14 protein-coding genes are annotated in these 20,178 nt (G+C 74.0%); 1 reads left to right on the top strand and 13 read right to left on the bottom strand.

What is annotated here, in order from left to right; genetic code table 11:
- Positions 1-2 precede the first annotated feature (2 nt).
- From AC21LY_RS11945 to ettA, 11 genes are all read right to left on the bottom strand, one after another.
- Complete coding sequence (locus AC21LY_RS11945) at positions 3-1,064, bottom strand: LLM class flavin-dependent oxidoreductase (protein ID WP_489046689.1); 1,062 nt, start codon at positions 1,062-1,064, stop codon at positions 3-5.
- Positions 1,061-2,002 carry a lantibiotic dehydratase C-terminal domain-containing protein gene (locus AC21LY_RS11940; protein ID WP_489046688.1) on the bottom strand — a complete coding sequence of 314 codons (942 nt, stop codon included), beginning with the start codon at positions 2,000-2,002 and terminating at the stop codon, positions 1,061-1,063. Before AC21LY_RS11940 ends, AC21LY_RS11945 begins: the two co-directional genes overlap by 4 nt.
- The gene (locus AC21LY_RS11935) at positions 2,002-3,225 is read right to left on the bottom strand and encodes a hypothetical protein (RefSeq protein ID WP_489046687.1); all 1,224 of its coding nucleotides are present in this window, start codon (positions 3,223-3,225) and stop codon (positions 2,002-2,004) included. The genes AC21LY_RS11940 and AC21LY_RS11935 overlap by 1 nt, the downstream gene beginning before the upstream one ends.
- 14 nt (positions 3,226-3,239) lie before the next feature.
- The gene (locus AC21LY_RS11930; RefSeq protein WP_489046685.1) at positions 3,240-5,039 is read right to left on the bottom strand and encodes a YcaO-like family protein; all 1,800 of its coding nucleotides are present in this window, start codon (positions 5,037-5,039) and stop codon (positions 3,240-3,242) included.
- The gene (locus tag AC21LY_RS11925; RefSeq protein WP_489046684.1) at positions 5,036-6,619 is read right to left on the bottom strand and encodes a hypothetical protein; all 1,584 of its coding nucleotides are present in this window, start codon (positions 6,617-6,619) and stop codon (positions 5,036-5,038) included. Before AC21LY_RS11925 ends, AC21LY_RS11930 begins: the two co-directional genes overlap by 4 nt.
- Positions 6,616-9,021 carry a lantibiotic dehydratase gene (locus tag AC21LY_RS11920; protein ID WP_489046683.1) on the bottom strand — a complete coding sequence of 802 codons (2,406 nt, stop codon included), beginning with the start codon at positions 9,019-9,021 and terminating at the stop codon, positions 6,616-6,618. The genes AC21LY_RS11925 and AC21LY_RS11920 overlap by 4 nt, the downstream gene beginning before the upstream one ends.
- Positions 9,021-9,578, bottom strand: coding sequence for a hypothetical protein (locus AC21LY_RS11915; RefSeq protein WP_489046682.1), 558 nt, complete (start codon positions 9,576-9,578; stop codon positions 9,021-9,023). The genes AC21LY_RS11920 and AC21LY_RS11915 overlap by 1 nt, the downstream gene beginning before the upstream one ends.
- Positions 9,575-10,543, bottom strand: a complete 969-nt coding sequence (locus AC21LY_RS11910; RefSeq protein ID WP_489046681.1) for a hypothetical protein — start codon at positions 10,541-10,543, stop codon at positions 9,575-9,577. The genes AC21LY_RS11915 and AC21LY_RS11910 overlap by 4 nt, the downstream gene beginning before the upstream one ends.
- Positions 10,544-10,623: 80 nt before the next feature.
- Positions 10,624-10,752 (bottom strand): thiopeptide-type bacteriocin, encoded by a 129-nt coding sequence (locus tag AC21LY_RS11905; RefSeq protein ID WP_489046680.1) that lies wholly within the window; start codon positions 10,750-10,752, stop codon positions 10,624-10,626.
- A 177-nt stretch (positions 10,753-10,929) separates the two neighbouring features.
- Entirely contained in the window at positions 10,930-15,150 is a 4,221-nt protein-coding gene (locus AC21LY_RS11900; protein WP_489046679.1) for an NAD-glutamate dehydrogenase, read from the bottom strand.
- A 195-nt stretch (positions 15,151-15,345) separates the two neighbouring features.
- A complete protein-coding gene (gene ettA, locus AC21LY_RS11895) occupies positions 15,346-17,019 on the bottom strand; it encodes an energy-dependent translational throttle protein EttA (RefSeq protein WP_489046678.1) in 1,674 nt (557 codons plus the stop codon).
- A gap of 142 nt (positions 17,020-17,161) precedes the next feature.
- Here ettA and AC21LY_RS11890 point away from each other — a divergent pair, with 142 nt between their 5' ends.
- Positions 17,162-18,091 (top strand): LLM class flavin-dependent oxidoreductase, encoded by a 930-nt coding sequence (locus tag AC21LY_RS11890; protein WP_489046784.1) that lies wholly within the window; start codon positions 17,162-17,164, stop codon positions 18,089-18,091.
- A gap of 34 nt (positions 18,092-18,125) precedes the next feature.
- Here the strand turns inward: AC21LY_RS11890 and AC21LY_RS11885 are convergent, their stop codons facing one another.
- Positions 18,126-18,851 (bottom strand): fibronectin type III domain-containing protein, encoded by a 726-nt coding sequence (locus AC21LY_RS11885; RefSeq protein ID WP_489046677.1) that lies wholly within the window; start codon positions 18,849-18,851, stop codon positions 18,126-18,128.
- 84 nt (positions 18,852-18,935) lie between these two features.
- A complete protein-coding gene (locus AC21LY_RS11880; protein ID WP_489046676.1) occupies positions 18,936-20,174 on the bottom strand; it encodes a cytochrome P450 in 1,239 nt (412 codons plus the stop codon).
- Positions 20,175-20,178: the final 4 nt, after the last annotated feature.

Genomic DNA, 20,178 nt, shown 5'->3' with positions numbered 1-20,178 from the left:
GTTCATCGCAGGTGTTCGGGAAGGCGCGGCCGAACCCGCTCGGCGAACAGCTCGAGGCTGCGCAGGGCGAGCGGCTCCGGCAGGTCGCCGTAGTCGAGCTGCCAGAGGATCCCGTCGAGGCCGCCGAACCGCTCGTCGGTCTCGACGATCTGGGCCGCCACCTCGTCGGGGGTGCCGACGACCGCCGACCCCGACAGCCGCAGCTGGGTGCCGCTCATCATCTCGAGGTAGCGCGCCATGCCGGTGTAGCTCGGGTAGTCCGCCGACGAGCGGCGGTCCCACGCCGAGACGGCGTCCGTCCACACCCGCAGGTACCGCGCGAGCGCGGCGTCCGCCGCGTCGACGTCCTCCTCCCGGTCGCTCACCAGCAGCGGCAGGCTCACCACCACACGCGGTTCGGGCACGGCCGCGCGCCGCGGCGTGAAGGCCTCCCGGTAGAGCCGCACCAGCTCGGCCGGCGCCTCCAGGCCGCCCGGCGTCACCAGCAGACCGTGCCCGTTCTCCCCGATCCGGCGGAAGCTCTCGGGGGTGCGCACGGCCGCGATCAACGACGGGATGCCGCGCTCCGCGGTCGGGCGGGGCAGGACCGTGGCGTCCTGCAGGTCGAAGAACTCGCTGCGGCGGGTGACCCCGGTGTGCTCCCACAGGTCGATCACGGCGGCCACGGTCTCGTCGAAGCGGGCCCGGCTGCCGGTGAGATCGACGCCGAAGCAGTCGAACTCGTACGGCAGGTAGGCGCGGGCGAAGCCCACCTCGGCCCGGCCGCCGCTGATCGCGTCGAGCTGCGCCGCCTCGGAGGCCAGCTGCACGGGGTGGTGGAAGACGGGCAGAACGCACCCGGTCATGAGGCGGATCCGGTGGGTGCGCGCGGCCACTGCGGAGAGGAAGCCGAGGGGGCTTGGGCAGTACCCGCCGTAGGGGTGCAGGTAGTGCTCGGTCATCTTCACGTACTCGAGACCGCGGCGCTCCGCCTCCTCACTCAGCGCGAGCGCCCGGCGGTAGTACTCGGCGCCGGACACCGCGTCCGGCCCGACGTCAGGCAGGAAGGACACGCCGTACTTCATCGGTCCCACTCCTTCATCGCCTCCAGGGCGATCGCGTAGACGAGGGCCTCTCCGGGTCCCCCGCATCCGAGCCGGTTGGCGTGGGTGTGCAGCGCCGATACCAGGACCCGCGCGCGCCGCAGCGGGGGCAGGCCGCCGAGTGCGCGCGCCAGTGACGGCGCCCCGCGATACCCGCGGCGGACGGGGCCCGCGATGCGCTCGCGCGCCAGCCGCTCCAGCACACCGCGGGCCCGGGCCACCACCTGCGGCCCCGGGGCGCCCGGCGACGCCGTCCGGCCGGACCAGAAGCGGTGCCCCTCCTCGAGCATCCGCAGCGCCTCGTCGCTCCCCCACTCGGACGTCACGTCCATGGCGAACCGGAGCACCTCGTCGAGCGAGGCGCTGAGCCGGTGGTTCGCGGAGACGCCCGTGGCGGCCACGCCCGAGACGCCGCGGCCGATCATCGCCGCGGCACGGCCCGTGGAGATCGCGAAGTACGCGAGAACGGCCGGATAGGCGGACGGTCCGCCGTACCTGTCGAACTCGGGGACGTAGGTCCGCGGGTAGCAGCCCGGTGCCAGGAGCGGGAGCACGTCGAGCGACCGCCCGGCCTCGCCCGCCGCGGCGGTCTCGGCGACGGCGCGCGCGTACCCGGCCTGGTCGAGCGCGTGGCCGGGGCGGGCCGCCCGCTCGGCGACGGCCGCGGCCCGCACCGCGGCGGGCCACAGCCGCTCGTCCGCGGCCGGGGTGAGCGCGCGCACCCGCAGGTGCGGACCCCGCTGCCAGTACCGGAGGTAGAACCACTCGGCGACCGGCAGCTCGCGCGCCAGCACCGCCACGGCACGGTCCTCGAGCACGGGGTCGAAGTAGCGCAGGTGCAGGTGCACGGCAGTGATCCCGAGGTCGGTCCCGGAGTCGGGCCCGCGGTCATCGACCGCGACCGCCGGACGTGAGCGCATCACAGCGGCACCTCGATCCCGGCGACGGGCGAGACGCCGACGACCGCGGCGAGCAGCACGTGCTCCCGGCGGGGCCGCCCCAGCAGCGAGGTGACGGCGGGATCGTCGAAGCTGCGCGTGGGCCGGCACACCCGCCCGCACGCGGCGGCGGGGTACGACAGTCCCTGGACGAGCCACCCCGCCCGGACCAGGGACAGCCGTACCGCGTCCGGCCCATGGTCGGCGGCGACGGCAGCGGGGTCGGCCGTCGCGAACGCGAGCAGCTCGGCCCGCTCCAGGTAGGCGCCGTTGCGCGGCGCGTTGGGCAGCCCGTGCGAGGCGAGGACCTCCGCCATCGCCGCGGGCGCGAGCGGGGCACCGTCGGCGCGGTACCAGAGCTCGCCCCGCCGGTGCAGTACGTGGACCGCGACGTCGGCCGGACCCGGGCCGGATCCTGCGGCGCCGGGGGCGGCGCGGAGCGCGGCGAGGGCCGCGGCGGGGAGGCCGGGCGAGGCCGCCAGGTAGGCGCCCGGCAGGCCGCGCGGCATGCGCCCGGCGCTGCGCCGGCCTAGCACCCGGCCCCACGTGGGTGCATCGCGCGCGCAGCCGTCCGTCCGGTCGGGGCCGGCGACGTCGGGGGCCAGGTCGAAGCCGAGGCCGGATCCGTCGGCGTCCGCGGGGTCGGTGCCGACGGTGAGGCGCAGGCCGACGGCGCCGGCCACCGTCGCGAGGTGACGCAGCGTGACGCCCTGCTCGAGATCGGCGAGGATCGGGCGCAGGTCGCCGTAGAACTGCGGGAGGTGCCCGGTGCGCACCTGCAGCCGGAACCGGGGGCCGCCGCCGGTCGCACCGGCCGGATCGGTGCACCACTGCCACGACCACGGATCGAAGACGAGCCCGCGGTGCCGGTCGCGCACCACCACCGGGTACTTCGCGCGCACGGACGGGTGCGCGGCGTGGAAGGCGTACTCGCCCGAGGGCTCCAGACGGTGCACGCGCAGCGCGGCGCCGATCACCGCGGCCGCGTCACCTGCCACCGCTGCCGCCCGCGAGGGGTAGGGCAGGTCCGCGAGCACCGCGCTGACGGCGTCCATCGGCGCCGCGTCGGCCGGCCCGGCGGGGCGCAGGCCGAGGCCGCCCGACGAGTCCGTCTCGGGTCCGGGCGTCACCGGCGCGACCGCGGCCGACTTCCCCGGGCCCAGCCGCCACAGCCGGTCCAGATCGGGGTACAGGGCTGTCGTCACGGGATCTGTCCTCCTCACGGGAACGGGTGGGGCGCGAGCCTCGCGCACCCCTCCAGCAGGTCGGCGCGGCCCAGGCCGCGCAGGGTCTCGAGGCCGCGTACGCGCTGGTGCGCGGTCCCGAAGGTCATGGACAGCGCGCCCGGCACCACGCACTTGGCGGCGTGCAGACCCTGGTCGCGCAGCTCGAGGTTGGACTGGTCCACGAAGTGGGGCGCGCCGAGACCGGCTTCCGCCAGCTGCGCGGCGAGCGCGGCGATCACGTGGCCGGCGGGGCCGCGGCGGGCCGCGGGGACCCCCGCGTCCAGGTCCGGCAGCCGGGCGGCCGCCACGCGCGGCCCGCGGCACTTGGCCGCGACGGCGCGCCCGTTCTCGGGCAGGGCGGCGAAGTCCACGTGATCCTCGATCGTGCGGACCGCCCAGCGGTCCGGGAGCCGGCGTGCGGTCTCGGCCGCGGACCGCGGCCGCGGCGCGGCGGCGAGGTTCACCAGTTCCCACAGCGCCGAGCGCACGGCGTCCGCCCAGCGCGGCCCGCTGCCCGCGGCGCACAGCACGAAGGGGTATCCGCCGGTGCGGTGGAAGGCGAACGCCCCCACCGTCGGCAGCGCCGTCGGGCCGGGCAGCCGCACCAGCTCGCAGCGGAAGCCGGCCAGCGCGATCCGCTCGCGCAGCAGCGCCGATTCGTCGTCCGCCGGATCGGCCAGCAGCCGTTCGCATTCGGCGCTCCCGTACCAGAAGCGCAGGAAGGCGTCGCGTTCGAGCACCTCGCACAGCGCGTGCACCGCCGCCTCCTCGAAGGTCGAGCCCAGCGCCGTCCCGCTCGACGACTCGTCGTAGCGCACCGTCCGCGCGGGGCCCGCTCCGGCCGCGCCGCGCCGCGCGCCGTGGTAGTCCGCCCCGTACCGCGGCGTGAAGTTGTAGAACGCCACCTCCGCCGGGACGTAGGCGGTCTCGGTACCGTCGAGAGTGTGCGCGGCCACCCACAGCTCCTCCGCGCCCGGGTCGATCCGGCTGCCCGCATCGGCCAGCTGCTCCGGGTGGTAGCCGCCCAGTTCGGCCTCGCCGAAGACCCTCGCGCCCGCCGGGAGCTGCGCGCCGGTCAGGACGCGCGCACCGTCGAAGGGGTGGCCGCACATGCGCTCCCACGCCTCCATCACGGCGATGAAGTCGGCGTCGCCGTAACGCGCGCCGCGCCCGTAGCCCACGTTCCGCGACTGCGGCAGCACGGCCGCCGACATCGCCGCAGCCGCGTCGGTGACCCGGCCGACGCCCGTGACGGGGCCGACCAGCGGGTCCACCAGGCTGCGCACGAAGGCGCTGCGGGCGGCCGTGCCGGAGAACCGGTCACCGCGCAGGAGGGTCAGGTCCGGACCGTCGGTGGCCGGCACCGCAGCGGGCGCGCCGTCGTCGTGGCCGCGGTAGCAGCCCACCGACCGCCACAGCCGGTGCCGGTGGACGCCCGCCCCGTCGATGACCACGACGGTGCGCGAGGCGTCGGCGGCCGGTTCGCCGTCCCAGGTGCGCAGCACGAGCTCGCGCAGCGCGGCCTCGTCGGACCCGGGCACGCCTCCCCCGAGCCGCACCGCCGGGTGGGTGAGGTGCGGCGCATCCGAACGCAGCCGGCGGCGGTACTCGAAGCAGAGCAGGCACGGGCCGTCGGTGCCGTCGTACAGGGGGCCGATCACCGTCGTCCCGCCGTCCCGCAGCACGGGGAGCACCGGCCCGCCCGCGGCCCGGCAGCGGGCGTCCAGCTCGGCCGCTGCGGTGCCGACGATCGTGTCCGGCACGCGCGTGCGCGTCACCGCCGGCGCGCTCATCGCATCGTCCCGCAGGCGATCGGGAGCGGCCCGTACAGCGGATCGTCCTGCGCGGGAACGAGCTCGATCCTCGCGAGCGCCGGGAGCGCTGCCAGGGCGTCGGCCGCGCGGTCCGCGTCCTCGGGCGCCAGCGCCGAGACCGGGGTGGTGGCGAGTCCGGGCACCCGGTAGCGCGCGGCGAGATCGCCCACCAGGGCCCGCAGCCGCGCCGCGGCGAGCAGGCAGTACACCGCCTCGGCCGCGGTGCGCCCGTACGCGCCCTCCCGCGGACCGTCGCCCGGCGCGGCCTCCGCCAGGAACCAGCCCGGCGCGGCCTCCCCGACCGCGATCCGGGGCGCCGCACCGGCGCGGTGCTCGGCGTCGAGCCAAAGCCTGCGCGTAGGCAGGTCGAGGCCCGCGTACCCGACGCGCTCGGCCGGGCGGTACGGCAGGGCGCGCAGATAGCCGTCGAGCCGGGCGTGGGCTCCGGTGCGTCCCGCGTAGCCCCGGCCCTCCGACTCCCCCGCGCCGTGTTCGGCGTGGCGACGGTACGCGGCCAGCAGCGCGTCGACGGCGGCCTGCGCGGGCTCCCCGCCGAAGCCCACGAGCGCGTGCCGGTCGGCGTCCAGCGGTCGGGCGGCGGCGCAGTGATACGGCAGCTGCGGCAGGTCGGCCCCGTCGGCCAGCCGGACGGGCACGAGCAGCGGATCGGCGCCGTCGGGGCGGGCCGGCGCATGGCCGGCAACGAGGCCCTCGACGGTGCCGTCGGGCGCGGTCAGGTCGACCCGCTGGTACGTGAGCGGCACGGGGGTGAGCAGGCCGAGCGACCGCACCTGCAGACCGGTGGCGGCGCGGATCGCGGCGGCCGCGGCGAGCCCGCCGGCGGCCCGGCGCACGGGCTCGGTGATGTGGTCGTGCTCGCCGTCCCGCTCCGGCCGTTCGGCGAGGTGCCGCCCCCGCGCGCGGCGTGCGGCCGCGGGACCGGCGGCGGCGCCCACGGCGCCGTGCACCACGACGGGGACTCCGGCGAGATCGGCGACGCCGTGGCCGATCCGGCCACCGGCGTCGTCGAAGACCTCCACGACGATCCGCTCCGCACCGTCCGCCGCGGGCAGGCTGCGGATGCGGTCGGCCGCGATGCCGCACTCGGCGAGGGTGCGCGCGACGACCTCGCCCGCCCGATCGGCGGCGGAGATCCGGGCCCGCGCGGCATCGCGCAGCCAGGCCAGCTCCTCCTCGGGACGCCGGTGCCCGGAGCGCAGCTCGGCGGCGATCCCCGGATGCCGCTCGGTGAACGGGGCCAGTTCGTCGTGCAGGCGCGCGGTCGCGACGGACACTCTGCGCGCCAGGTCCTGGCCCGTCAGGGCGCGGACCAGGCCCAGCAGCGTCTCCGGGCGGTCGCCCTCCGCCTCGGCGCGCGCCGCCAGCTCGGCCTCGGTCGCGCCCGCGAGAAGCGCCGGCTCGTGGCGGCGGAAGAGCTCGACCACCCCATGCGGCACGTCGAGAAAGAACCTGCGGGTGCCGCCCCCGAAGTAGACGCCGCGCCCGGGCACCGCCGCGGCGTGCACGCCGGGGCGGAGCAGGTACCGCGCGGCGCTCATGACTCCTCCAGACCCACGTGCGCGACGAACTCGGCGACGCGGTGCCCCGGCTCCGCAAGCGGCAGGCACTCCTCGATGTGGGTGTAGCGGCCGACGTCGCCGAGCCGCTCGGGCAGGCTGGTCACCGACAGCACGCTCGCACCGTCCACGAACAGCGGTTTCGCGCCCGCCTCGAGGGGACGCACGAGGGGGTCGCGTTTGACGAAGGCCGCCCGGGGCAGCCCCTCGCGATCGGCCAGCGCGGTGTAGGCGCGGAACCTCGACGCGGCGTCGCGCCCGGCGTCGCGCACCGTGTCGCGCAGCTCCGCGACCCCGGTCCACCGCTGCCGCGCGACGACGACGTCGCCGATCACCAGGCGCGGGCTGCGCCGGTGGCCGGGCTCGGCGCGGTGCGCCGCGTGCACGGCGTGCAGAGGCGTCCGCACCAGCCGCCCGCCCAGCAGGTTCCACGAGACGAGACGGGCGCAGTGCGGGTGCCGCTCCGGCATGCCCGCGCCGAAGACCAGCGGCGCAACGGGCTCGCCGTCGGCCGCGCGGAATTCCAGCCCGAGCCCGTCCGCCCGCACCCGCGCAGTGAGCCCACGCCAGGTCTCGGCGGTCATCAATCCGCCGGTGAGGCGCGGTACCCGGTTCACGGACAGACCGTGCAGGTCGGCGTCCTGGATCACCCGTGGTGTCCAGCCGGCGATCGCCTCCCGCAACTGGCCGATCGCGACGGCGTGCTCCTCGATCTCCGGGTGCAGGAACCGCGCCAGCATCGCGCCCGAGCCCGCGTAGGCATCGCCCAGCACGAGCCGAGCGCCGTCGACCTGGGCGTACGCGGCGTACCCCGCGTCCGTCACCGTGCGCGCGGCGGGCGGTGCCGCGGCGAGCAGGTCGTCGATCCACCCTGCCTCGAAGACGATCTCGTCGGGGTCGCCCTCGGCGGCGGCCGCCACCTCCTGCTCGATCCGCCGGCGGAAACGCACCAGCTCGGCGTAGTCCGCGGAGACCAGCCGGCGCAGCTCCCGCTCGGGCAGCGCGCGCGAGGTCACGAGGCTGAGCACCGTGTACGCCTGCTCGACCACCGCACGGGCGCCGCCCACGACGCGCATCGGGCCGTCGCCGGCGCGGGCCGCGACCAGCGCGGCCGAGATCAGCCGCAGGTCGAGGTTGCGGTCGAAGACCGCGCAGGCCCGCAGGGCGGGACGCAGCCGGTCGTGCAGGTCGTCCGGCACGGTGGGGGCCTGGGCGGGGGTCCCGAGCGCGTCCTCGTAGAACACCGGACGCAGCGGTTGGCCGAGGGCGGCGGCCCGGTCGGAGACCGCGGTGCTCGCCTCGCGCAGCGCCGCGCAGCGGGCCTCGCCGGACGATGCGGCGACGCGGGCACAGAGCTCGCCGAGCGGCGTTCCGGGCGCGAACGAGTCGGCGAAGGGCTCCGCGGCCGAGTCGGCGGCGGGCACCAGCAGCCCGTTGCGCACGCTCGACGCGACGGTCGCGGACAGCGCCGCGGGCTCGCCGTGGCCCGCGGCGGCGAGGTGCTCGACGAGGGTCGCGGGGCGGACCGGCCCGAGCTCGGCGAGCGCGAGCAGGTCCCGTACGAGGGCCGTCTCGGCGACGGTGACGCGCTGCGGTCGGCCGCCCACCACGCGGGTGAAGCGCACCACGCCGCTGTCCGGCAGGCGGTGGCAGCTGGCGGCCGCGCGCACCGTCGAGGTCCGGTCGGCGCGCGCCGCCGCGCGCAGCTCGTCCTGCAGGTGGAAGTCGAGGTGTGCGACGGTGCGCGGCTCTTGGTCGACACCGTCGTCCCCGCCCGCGGCAGACGAATGCCCCTCCGGGATCACGGACACCGCGGTCAGCCGCCCGTGGGGCGTGGTGCGCAGCATGCTGCGGTAGGCGTAATCGAGCAGCCGGCGCTCGGACCTGCGGCGCGAGCCGGAGGCGGCACCCCCCTCGTCGACGTACGCGGTCACCGCCGCGGCGAGGTCCGGGGACTGCAGCACCGCGGATTCGCGGAGCGCGGGATGCGCGAGCGTCTGCAGCAGCACGTCGCGCTCGGCGGCCAGGGCGGGGACGATGAGCCCGGCGAGCCGGTCGTCGAGCTCGCGCAGGAGCGCCTCGGCGCCCGCGAGCGCGGCCGCCGCGGCTCGCACGGATTCCGGGAGGGGCGCACCGTCGGGAAGTGCCCGGCCGGCGCGGACGCGGCGGCGCACCCCGATGAGGCGGTCCCGCTCCGGATCACCGGCGGGCAGCGCGCCGGCGGCCTCGAACAGCAGGTCCGAGACGCGCCGGCGGGCAGCGTCGACGGTGTGCGCCGCGGTCCGGCGGCGGAGGGTCCACTGGGCGACGCCCGTGGCCGCAGGGGTCCACGGCGCGACGGTGTTCCACCGCGCGACGACGATCCCGGGGAACGGTGTCCGCATCACCGCGCCCCGGAGACCGGTGCGGGCGCCCTGCGGGCGGCGCCCCGGCTGCGCAGGTCGGACACCGCGATCGAGACGGCCAGCGCGAGGAACAGGACGGTGATCGGGATGGCGCTGAGCGCCGGGCCGGACCCCGCGACGACGCCGCCGAGCGCGCCCAGGCCGATCAGCGCCGCGATCGCGCCGTACCCGGGATTGCTCTTGGACCAGGCCATCGCCACGAAGTGCACGGCGACCACCGCCGTGGACCACACGACCATCCAGCCGGGGTCGGCGTCGTGGCGCAGTACGTACGAGTTGCCCGCGCCCATCGCGGCGGCCTCGAAGACCACGATCCAGACCAGGTTCACGCGGTCCCCGGCGCCTGCGGGCACCGCGCGGCGCCGGGTGGGCCGCAGCCACTGCGCCAGCGTCGCGGCGGCGACGACGATCGTCGCGAGCACGGCCAGCACGAACCAGGCCGTCCCGGCCCCCTGCAGGCTCAGGTAGGCGGTGTTGAGCAGGAACAGCATCACGGCCAGTGCCACGGTGTAGGCGACGGCCACCTCGTGCTTCATGCGGTTCTCCCTTCCTCCGGTATGCGGGCCACGAGCACGGAGGCGTCGTGGACGTGCCCGCGGTACGACTCGATCGTGCGTCTCCGCCGGCCGGGGTCGAAGACGTCGAACAGGCCGCGGTCGGTCCAGCCGCGACGGCGAGCGTGCTCGACCACGACGCCGGCCGCGGCGGCGCGCAGCCGCACTCCGACGCCCAGCGGCGGGAGCACCCGCTCGTACAGGCCGCCCAGCACGGCGCGGTAGCCCTCGAACCAGGGCTCGCGGTAGTCCCCCACCAGGGGCAGCACCCGGTGGTGGAAGTCGCTGATCGCACCCGCGGCGGGATCGGCGGCGGTTCCGCCGTCGGTGCTCGCGCCGTCCGCCCCGGTCCCGTCCGGGTGGGCGTGCCCCGCGCACCAGTGCAGGGCGGACCGCCAGGCTCCGGTGAGCGGGTCGCCCGCCAGCGCGTCGAGCCACTCGGTGTGCGAGTCCGTCCAGCGCTCGACCCCGGTGGTCAGCTCGGCGGCCGACAGCACGGCGTGCCGCAGGCCCTCGTAGTGCGACAGCAGCGACACCAGGCCGCGCTCCGCACCCGCCGGGTGCAGGTCGGTGGCGGCGAGGAGCGCGCGCACGGCGTGCGCCAACGGTGACTCGCCGGGGCGCTCGGCCGCGGCGGCGAGCAGCGGCGCGGTGCAGCGCACGGCGAGCGGGTCGAGCGCGCGCCCGGACTCGGTGACCTCGACGGCGCCGTCCGTCCCGCCGGCCGTCTCGGCGCGCAGGAAGGCTTCGACGGCGGGGACGACGGTGCCGGCGTGCGCCGCGGGTGGCACGAGATCGAGGCGCACCTCGCGGCCCGGCCGCGCGGTCGCGATCTGGTGGTCGAAGGCGCCGTACTCGGCGGCGAGCCACTGCGAGATCGGGGCGAACAGGCGCGCCAGGGCGGCCGGCGGCGCCTCCGCCTCGAGGCGGACGGTCACGGAATGCATCACGACTCCATCGATGGTCCTCGGGTGCGCGCGGCCGCCGGACGCGGTGCGGACTCGCGGCCGCGCGCTGCCGCCGTGGGTCAGCAGCAGGACGACGAGCTCGAGGAGGAACAGCAGATCCAGCCCTGCGAGGCGCCGAGGGTGGGCACCTCGGCAGCGGACTCGAAGTCGATGATCTCGACGGCATCGAAGTCGATCAGATCCTGCATGGTGAAGCCTTCCTGTGATGGTGATCGGTGCGCGGGCACCGTCCGGTACCCGGAAACGAAGTCAACGTCGCCTCGGGGGCACCGGCAATCACTGGATCGCGTCGCCGCAGGTAGATGGGTGTGAAAAGGTGTCCGGACCGGACGCTGTGCGCGCCCGGTCCGGATGTCGCGGTGGGCTCAGCCCACGTGGCGCAGCAGCGACCGCAGGGCGCGGGTCGCCACCGACAGCCGCGACTCGTCATTGGCGATCGGGCTCTTCCCGTCGGCCGGGTCGAGGATCTCGCCGAGCAGCGCTCCGACGCGTTCGAGCCGCCGCGCGTTGTGCGAGGCCCAGTCGCCGATCTTCTGCGTGGCCGGCTGCGCGGGATCGGTGAAGTTGAGCACCTCGACGGTGAGCCCGCGCAGGGCGCCGTACAGATCGTCCCGGAGCGCGAGCCGCGCCATCTCGCTCCACCGGTCGCCGCGGGGCAGGCCGGCCACCGCGCCCAGCATCTCGTCGATCCGCAGGTGCTGCATGATCGCGAAGTACAGCCGGCCCACCTCGTCGTCCTCGCGCTCGCTGATGTCGGCGATGTCGACCACGTCGAGGAGGCTGAACCGGTACAGAGCCCGGCTCACCGACTGCGCCAACTCCTCCGGCACGCCCGCCGCGATCGCATCGGCCGCGGTGGCACTCGCCTGCGCGTCGTAGCGGATCTCCCAGTCGCCCATCGCCGCGGTCATCGCCGCGATCCGGTCGGCGTACCGGTTGACCTCGGCGCCGATCGCGAGGGGCTGCGGCCGGTTGGTGAGCATCCACCGGGCGCCGCGGTCGAGGACCCGGCGGCTCTCCGAGAGCAGCGCGGCGGTCTCCCGCGCCGAGACGGGCAGCTCCTTGAGCGCCGCCCACGTCCGGGGCAGGTCGAACACCCGGCTCACCGCCACGAAGGCGCGCACGGCGTCGGAGGCGACGGCGCCCGTCTCCTCCGCGAGCCGGTAGACGTAGCTGACGCCCGCGTTGTCGACCATCTCGTTGACCGTCTGGGTCGCGACGATCTCGCGGCGCAGGGGGTGCGCGAAGACCGCATCGCCGGCGCGCTCGCGCAGCCGGTCCGGGAAGTACTCGGGCAGCTGTGCGACGAGCACGTCGTTGTCCGGCAGGTCCCCGGAGAGGACGTCGTCCTTGACGGCGAGCTTGACGTGCGCCATGAGGTTCGCCAGCTCCGGCGAGCTGAGCCCCAGACCCGCGGCCTGCAGCCGGTCGGTCTCCTTGCGGGTCGGCAGGGCCTCCAGCCGCAGGTCCACGCCGCGGTTGCGGGACAGGTCCGCCAGGATGCGCGCGTGCACGTCCACCATCTTCGGGGCGAGCGACCGCTCGACCGAGAGCGCGGTGTTCTGCGAGACGTTGTCCGCCAGCACCAGGCGCGAGACGTCGTCGGTCATCGAGACCAGCAGATCGTGCCGCTCGCCGGCCTCGATGGCGCCGGCCGCGATCTGCTGGTCCAGCAGGATCTTGATGTTCACCTCGTGGTCCGAGCAGTCCACGCCCGCCGAGTTGTCCATGGCGTCGGTGTTGATCCGGCCGCCGCTGCGGTCGAACTCGATCCGCCCGAGCGGCGTGACGCCCAGGTTGCCGCCCTCGCCGACCACCTTGGCGCGCACCTCGTTCCCGTCGACGCGGATCGCGTCGTTGGCGCGGTCGCCGACGTCGAGGTTCGTCTCGGACGAGGCCTTGATGTACGTGCCGATGCCGCCGTTCCACAGCAGGTCGACGGGGGCCAGCAGCACCGCCCGCATGAGCTCGGGCGGGGTCAGCTCCGTGACGTCGTCGGCCAGGCCGAGGGCTGCGCGGACCTGCGGGCTGATCGGCACCGACTTGGCCTCGCGACTGAAGACGCCGCCGCCCTCGCTGATCCTGCTCGTGTCGTAGTCCTTCCAGGACGAGCGCGGCAGGTCGAACAGGCGTCGCCGCTCGGCGAAGCCCACCGCGGCGTCGGGGTTCGGGTCGAGGAAGATGTCGCGGTGGTCGAACGCGGCGACCAGCCGGATGTGCTCGGAGAGCAGCATGCCGTTGCCGAAGACGTCGCCGCTCATGTCGCCCACGCCGACCGCGGTGAAGTCCTCGGACTGGGTGTCGACGCCCATCTCGCGGAAGTGCATCTTCACCGACTCCCACGCGCCGCGGGCGGTGATCCCCATGCCCTTGTGGTCGTAGCCCTCGGACCCGCCGGAGGCGAAGGCGTCGCCGAGCCAGAAGCCGTACCCCGCCGCGACGTCGTTGGCGATGTCGGAGAAGGACGCGGTGCCCTTGTCCGCGGCGACGACGAGGTAGGTGTCGTCGCCATCGCGCCGCACGACCCGCTCGGGCGGGAGCACGGCACCGTCGGGCCCGAGATTGTCGGTCACGTCGAGGAGCCCGGAGATGAACATGCGGTAGCAGGCGACCCCCTCGGCGCGCTGCGCGTCCCGGTCGGCGGCCGCGTCCCCCGTGACCTCGGGCGGCTGCTTGACGACGAAGCCGCCCTTGGCACCGACGGGCACGATCACTGCGTTCTTCACGGCCTGGGCCTTGACCAGGCCGAGGATCTCGGTGCGGAAGTCCTCCCGGCGGTCCGACCAGCGCAGGCCGCCGCGGGCCACCATGCCGAAGCGCAGGTGCACGCCCTCCACGCGCGGCGAGTAGACGAAGATCTCGAACCGCGGGCGGGGCTTGGGGGCCTCGGGGATGCGGCCCGGCTCCAGCTTGATGGCGATGACGGGCTTGTCCGCGTAGAAGTTCGTGCGGACGGTGGCCTGGACGACGTGCAGGTAGGCCTGCAGGATGCGGTCCGCGTCGAGGCTCGTGACCGCGGCGAAGGCGGTGGCCAGGTCGGCCTCGGCGGCGTCCGCCGCGTCCGTGTCGGCGGCGATCGGGTCGAAGGTGGCGGTCCACAGCCGGATGAGGGCGAGCACGGCGTCGCGGTGCTCGAGGAGCACCTGCGCCATGTGGCCGGGGCTGTACGGGAACCCGCACTGCCGCAGGTACTGCCCGATGGCGCGCAGCAGCGCCACCCGGCGCCAGTCCAGGCCGAAGGCGAAGATCAACTCGTTGAACTTGTCCACCTCGGCCTCGCCGCGCCACACCGCGGCCGCGCCGGCGCTCGCCAGGCCGCGCAACCGGTCGAGGTGCGCGGGCAGATCGGCGTCCGCGACGCCCTCGGTGGCCGCCGCACGCAGCACCGGCGAGACCCGGAGGCCGAAGTCGTAGACGGAGCACAGGGCACCGTCGGGCCGCCGGACGGTGTAGGGCCGCTCGTCCAGCACGTCGACACCGAGGGACTGCAGCACCGGCAGGACCTGGGACAGGGTGACCTGGCCGCCGGTCATGTACATGCTGAACCCGAGGTTCGCGCCGCGGCCGGCCGGCGGGTCGTAGAAGACGAGGTCGCTGCCCTTCTCGGGCAGCGCGGCGATCCGGTGGATGTCGAGCAGCGCCGTCTCGGGGGTCTGGTCCTCCTTGTAATTGGGCGAGATGCCCGGAAGGTAGGCGGAGACGACGGCGGCGTCGACGCCCGCGGCAGCGGCGGCCGACAGGACGTCCTCGTCCCAGGTACGACTGACGTCGCCGAGCCGGGCCCGGATCCGGGCCTCGTCGGACGACCGGAAGACGGGGACGGCGTCCTCCCCGCGCGGGAGCAGCACGAACTGGATGCGCGCGATCGCCGACTCGGTCACCCGGGCGGTGAACCGGTCGACGTGCATGCCGGTCTCGTCCTCGAGAACGTCGATCAGGACGCCCCGCGCCCGCGAGGTGTACCGGTCGCGCGGCAGGTAGACGAGGGCGCGCGCGAACCGGGCCAGCTTGTCGGTGCGGAGGAACAGCGCGAGGTCGTCGTCGCCGAGGTCGCGCAGAGTGCCGAAGACGCGGGCCAGCTCGTCCTCGTCGGCGACGATGAGGCGCAGGCGCGGGTAGGTCTGGATGTACTCCATGAGCCGCTGGTTCACCGAGTCGGTCCGGTCCACGCCGATCCGCGCGAGCACGCGCTCGATCTTCGCCCCGACCATGGGGATGCCGAAGACGTTGTGGTGCAGGCCGAGTACGGTCAGCGCCATCGCGAACAGCTCCACCGGGCCACCGTCCGCGGGTGCTGCGGCCAGCAGGAAGGGGGATCCCGCCGCGTCGCCGAGCGGCTGCGCGAGCTCCACCACGGAGACGGCGCCCGGCTCGGGTGCGGGCATCACGTCGATCACGGCCTGCAGGTTCGGTTCCGGGTCGGCGAGCACGCCGGTCCCGGCACCGTCGACCCGCGCTCCGAGGATCCTGGCGTTGTCCTCGGACAACCAGGTCACGAAGTCCGACGGTGACCTTCCGGGCGGCTGCGCGGACACCACCGACGCGACGCGAGTGAAGACGGACGGATCTTGTCCGGACTGGGCCACGGGCGTGCTCCTCCTGCGGGGATCGTGGCAGCGGGCACGCCAAATGCCGGGGTCAGCACGCGGCGCCGTTGCCAAGGTGTGACGGAGCCGGTGAGCTCCGGGCACCACACTACGACCGGGACGATGCCTACGGGCGGGTAATGCGCGACGACGCCCCCGGCGCGGGCCGGGGGCGTCGTCGTTCCGCGGCGGCGATCAGTCGCGGGTGAGCTTGCGGTGCGTCACCGCGTGGGGACGGGCCGCCTCAGCACCGAGCCGCTCGATCTTGTTGGCCTCGTAGGCCTCGAAGTTGCCCTCGAACCAGAACCACTGGCCCTCTTCGACATTGCCCTCCCACGCCAGGATGTGAGTGCAGGTCCGGTCGAGGAACCAGCGGTCGTGGGAGATCACCACGGCGCAGCCGGGGAACTGCTGCAGGGCGTTCTCCAGGCTGGAGAGGGTCTCCACGTCGAGGTCGTTGGTCGGCTCGTCGAGGAGGATCAGGTTGCCGCCCTCCTTGAGGGTCAGCGCCAGGTTCAGGCGGTTGCGCTCACCGCCGGAGAGGACCTCGGAGGGCTTCTGCTGGTCCGGGCCCTTGAACCCGAAGGCGCTCACGTATGCGCGGGCCGGCATCTCGTTCTGGCCGACGGTGATGTAGTCGAGCCCGTCCGAGACCACCTGGAAGACGGTCTTCTTCGGGTCGATGTTGGCGCGGTTCTGGTCGACGTAGCTCAGCTTGACGGTGTCGCCCACCTTCACCTCGCCCGAGTCCGGGTCCTCGAGGCCGACGATGGTCTTGAACAGGGTCGTCTTACCGACGCCGTTCGGTCCGATCACGCCGACGATGCCGTTGCGCGGCAGCGTGAAGCTCAGGTCCTTGATCAGCACGCGGCCGTCGAAGCCCTTGTCCAGGTTCTTGACCTCGACGACGACGTTGCCCAGCCGCGGCGGCGTCGGGATCTGGATCTCCTCGAAGTCCAGCTTGCGGTGCTTCTCGGCCTCGGCCGCCATCTCCTCGTAGCGCTCAAGACGGGCCTTGTTCTTGGTCTGCCGGGCCTTCGCGCCCGAGCGCACCCAGGCGAGCTCCTCCTTGAGGCGCTTCTGCAGCTTCTGGTCCTTCTTGCCCTGCACCTCGAGGCGCTCGGCCTTCTTCTCCAGGTAGGTGGAGTAGTTGCCCTCGTACGGGTGCAGCTTGCCGCGGTCGACCTCGCAGATCCACTGCGCGACGTGATCGAGGAAATACCGGTCGTGGGTCACGGCCAGCACGGCGCCCGGGTAGTTCGCGAGGTGCTGCTCGAGCCACAGCACCGACTCGGCGTCGAGGTGGTTGGTGGGCTCGTCGAGCAGCAGCAGGTCGGGCTTGCTGAGCAGGAGCTTGCACAGCGCGACGCGGCGCTTCTCACCGCCGGAGAGGTGCTCGACGGTCGAGTCCCCCGGCGGGCAGCGCAGCGCGTCCATGGCCTGCTCGATCTGCGAGTCCACGTCCCAGGCGTCGACGGCGTCCAGCTGCTCCTGCAGCTTGCCCATCTCCTCCATCAGCTCGTCGCTGTAATCGGTGGCCATGAGCTCGGCGACCTCGTTGTAGCGGCGCAGGTTGACCATGGTCTGGCCGAGTCCGTCCTCGACGTTCTCCTTGACCGTCTTGGTCTCGTCGAGCTGCGGCTCCTGCATCAGGATGCCGACGGTGGCCTCCGGGTCCAGGAAGGCCTCACCGTTCGACGGCTGGTCCAGACCGGCCATGATCTTGAGGATCGACGACTTACCCGCACCGTTCGGACCGACGACGCCGATCTTCGCGCCCGGGTAGAACGACATCGTGACATCGTCGAGAATGACCTTGTCGCCGTGCGCCTTACGCACCTTCTTCATAGTGTAGATGAACTCAGCCACAGTCCCTGCCTGCTCTCACGCGAAAACGACCCACCGGTGTGCCGGGGGCAAACGTGACCAGCCTACCGACCTGTCTCCACGGCCGGGCACCGGACCGGGCGCGCGATCGCCCCGTCGGTCGTAGCCTGACGCCATGACTTCCGTGACCTACTCCGTCTCGATTCCGCAGATCCTCGACGGCGCCTTCGATTCCGACGGTGTCCGCGACTATCTGGTCCGCGCGGAGGAGCTCGGCTTCGACGCGGCGTGGACGTCCGAGCAGACGGTGGGCGGCGCCGCGATGCTCGCTCCACTCGAACTGCTGTCGTGGGCCGCCGCGTGCACGAGCCGGTTGCGCCTCGGGGTGGCGGTGATCGTCTCCTCCCTGCACGATCCGTTGCAGCTGGCCTCCGCGGCCACCTCGGTCGACCGGATCAGCCACGGGCGCCTCGACCTCGGAGTGGGTTCGGGCGGCGACTTCCGGCCGTTCGCCGCCTTCGGCGTCGCCCGCGAGACCTTCATCGCCTCGTACACCGAGGGCATCGAGCTCATGAAGGCGGCGTGGGCGGACGACCCGACGGTCACCTTCCACGGGCGCTTCCGCGACGCGGACGGGATCTCGATCCCGTTGAAGCCCGTGCAGCGGCCGCACCCGCCCCTGTGGTTCGGCGGGGGTGCCGCGAAGGCCCTCGCCCGCGCCGTGCGTCTCGGCGACGGCTTCATGGGCGCCGGGTCGTCGACCACAGCGCACTTCCGCGGGGCGGTCGCCACCATCCGGGACGAGCTCGCCCGCCAGGAACGGGACGAGGCCCGATTCCGCATCGGCAAGCGCGTCTACCTCGTCGTCGACGACGATCCCGACCGGGCGCACCGTCTGGCCGGCGAGGGGTTGCGCCGGATCTACGGCGGGCTCGCCGAGCGGTTCGGCGACGTCGCGGTGACCGGCACGCCCGAGCAGGTCGCGGACGGGCTGGCCGAGGTGGTCTCCGCGGGCGCACAGACGGTGCTGCTCAACCCGATGGGTGCCGGCGTGGCGGAGGACCGGGAGCAGATGGAGCGCCTGCACGCCGAGGTCCTGCCCCTCCTACCCTGATCCCTCGGAGATCGGGAGCGGCCGCGGGAGCGGGTCAACCGAGCACCCGGCGGCTGGGCGCCGCCGCGTTGTCCGCACGGGCCTGCGCACGCGACGCCGGGCTCACGCAGACGACGTCGCCGGTGTACGCCTCCCGCCAGACGAAGCCCTGCCGACAGGTGTCGGGCCCGTAGGCGCCGCCGCCCGGCTGCCTGCGGGACGACGCGAGCCGGTTCTCCTCGGCCGTCGCACTCCGGGTCGACGGTGTCACGCAGACGTGATCGGAGGGCCGCGCCTCGCGCCAGACGAAGCCCTGCTTACAGGTGTCGGGGCCGTACGGCAGGTCGGGCCGGGTGGTGATCGAGGCGACCTCCCACGGCGAGCACGTCGAACTGCTCAGGAAGTGCGTCTCGCAGCCCTGGACCTTCACCGTGTACCTCATGCCCGGGTTCACGTTGTTGATCCGAAAACTCCCGGAACGGCCACCGGACAGCGCGAACTGCGTCTCCGCTCGTCCCGAGCGGCTCCACCGGAAGTTGTAGCCGTCCCAGTCCTGATCGCCTCGCCACTCGATCACGATGGTGGTCCCCGTTTGGTAGAGGTTGTAGATGCACGGCTGTCCCACCGCGCACAGCACCTGATCACCGCCCGACGGCACGGCCGCCGCGGGCGACGCGACGCCGAGCGTGCCGCAGACGACGACGGCTCCGAACGCCGCGGCCGCGACGTGGACGCGCGCACCGTGGGGACGACGACTGCTCCGGGCTGACCGAGTGCTCATGATGGCGTCCTTCGACGAGCGGCTGCTGGTCCCCTCAGTCAACCGACGCCGCGGCCACGCCGATAGCGTGGCGGACTACTCGACTCAGCGGGCCGCGCTACTCGATCCGGACAGACGCCACCGCATCGGAATCGCGCCCCAGCCGCGCAGAGCGTTGTTGTGGTGCCGACCGAGCGGGCCGGTCACCGCCAGGCTCTCGACGCGCTCCGTCAGTACTTCGAGCAGGACCTCGGCCTGCAGCCGCGCCGCGTGCTGGCCCACGCACTGGTGGATGCCCATGCCGAAGGCGAGATGCCCCGACGGGTCCCGCCCGAGATCGAACCGATCGGGGTCGTCCCAGCGGCGGGGATCGCGGTTCGCGGCGCCGTACGCGATCATGACCCGCGCGCCGGCGGGAACGGTGACGCCCGAGACGTCGATGTCCCGCTCGGCCTTGCGGAACAGGAACTGCACCGGCGACTCCCAGCGGAGGGCCTCCTCGAAGGCGACCCGCGCCAGTCGCGGCTCGGCCCGCAGGCGCGCCCATTGATCGGGATTCGTCGCCAACGCGTAGAGCAGGCCCGCGATGCCGTACACGGTGGTGTCGACGCCCGCGTTGAGCTGAGTGATGACGATCGACGGGGCCTGCTCGGGCAGCAGGTCACCGCGGTCGACGGCGGCCCAGATGTCGGCACCGAAGCCCTGCGGCTCCAGGGCGTCGCGCTGGCACTTGCTCACGGCCCAGGCGAGGCGCTCCGCGGCGCCCTCCTCACCCCGCCGGGTGAGCTCGTTGCGCGGCCCCGTCGTGTTGAAGGTGTGGTCCGCGTAGGGCAGGAGGTTCTCGCGTCCCTCCTCACCGATGCCGGCGGCCTTCGGGAAGAAGTCGACCGGGAAGACCTTCGCGACCTCCGCGTATCCGTCGACGTCGATGCAGCCGTCCTCGTCGACGCGCTCGCAGAGCCCGTCCACCAGGGTCTCGGCGATCATCCGGCAGTCTTCCGTCATCGCCTTCAGCACCCGCGCGGACATCACCGACTGCAGGACCTCGCGCGGGGCGTCGTGCTGCGGCGGATCGAGCTGGAGGATGCCGCCGCGGATCTCCTCCGCCTCGTAGAGGCCGACGCCCCGGCCGGAGATCAGGTCCTGCCAGTTCGCCAGTGCCTCCCGCGCCTCCCGGTACCGGCCGATCGCGTACACGCCGTACTTCGACAGATAGGCGACCGGCCCGGCCTCGCGGAGTCGTTCCTGGAAGCGTTGCGGGTCCGCGAGCGAGTCGGACGAGAACGGGTCGTCGTCGAGAACGGCGACGCCGGCCGGTGCGCCGGTCACTGGGCAGTTCGACATGATT

The sequence above is a fragment of the Tsukamurella sp. II2bb genome, assembly GCF_057815145.1.
The sequence above is the reverse complement of the archived record's forward strand: the minus strand, read 5'-3'. Positions and strand labels throughout refer to the sequence as shown.

Excerpts from the sequence above, each read along its gene's own strand:
- AC21LY_RS11945 (WP_489046689.1), bottom strand. The coding sequence starts at position 1,064 with ATGAAGTACGGCGTGTCCTTCCTGCCTGACGTCGGGCCGGACGCGGTG.
- AC21LY_RS11940 (WP_489046688.1), bottom strand. The coding sequence starts at position 2,002 with ATGCGCTCACGTCCGGCGGTCGCGGTCGATGACCGCGGGCCCGACTCC.
- AC21LY_RS11930 (WP_489046685.1), bottom strand. The coding sequence starts at position 5,039 with ATGAGCGCGCCGGCGGTGACGCGCACGCGCGTGCCGGACACGATCGTC.
- AC21LY_RS11925 (WP_489046684.1), bottom strand. The coding sequence starts at position 6,619 with ATGAGCGCCGCGCGGTACCTGCTCCGCCCCGGCGTGCACGCCGCGGCG.
- AC21LY_RS11920 (WP_489046683.1), bottom strand. The coding sequence starts at position 9,021 with ATGCGGACACCGTTCCCCGGGATCGTCGTCGCGCGGTGGAACACCGTC.
- AC21LY_RS11915 (WP_489046682.1), bottom strand. The coding sequence starts at position 9,578 with ATGAAGCACGAGGTGGCCGTCGCCTACACCGTGGCACTGGCCGTGATG.
- AC21LY_RS11910 (WP_489046681.1), bottom strand. The coding sequence starts at position 10,543 with ATGCATTCCGTGACCGTCCGCCTCGAGGCGGAGGCGCCGCCGGCCGCC.
- AC21LY_RS11905 (WP_489046680.1), bottom strand. The coding sequence starts at position 10,752 with ATGCAGGATCTGATCGACTTCGATGCCGTCGAGATCATCGACTTCGAG.
- AC21LY_RS11885 (WP_489046677.1), bottom strand. The coding sequence starts at position 18,851 with ATGAGCACTCGGTCAGCCCGGAGCAGTCGTCGTCCCCACGGTGCGCGC.
- AC21LY_RS11880 (WP_489046676.1), bottom strand. The coding sequence starts at position 20,174 with ATGTCGAACTGCCCAGTGACCGGCGCACCGGCCGGCGTCGCCGTTCTC.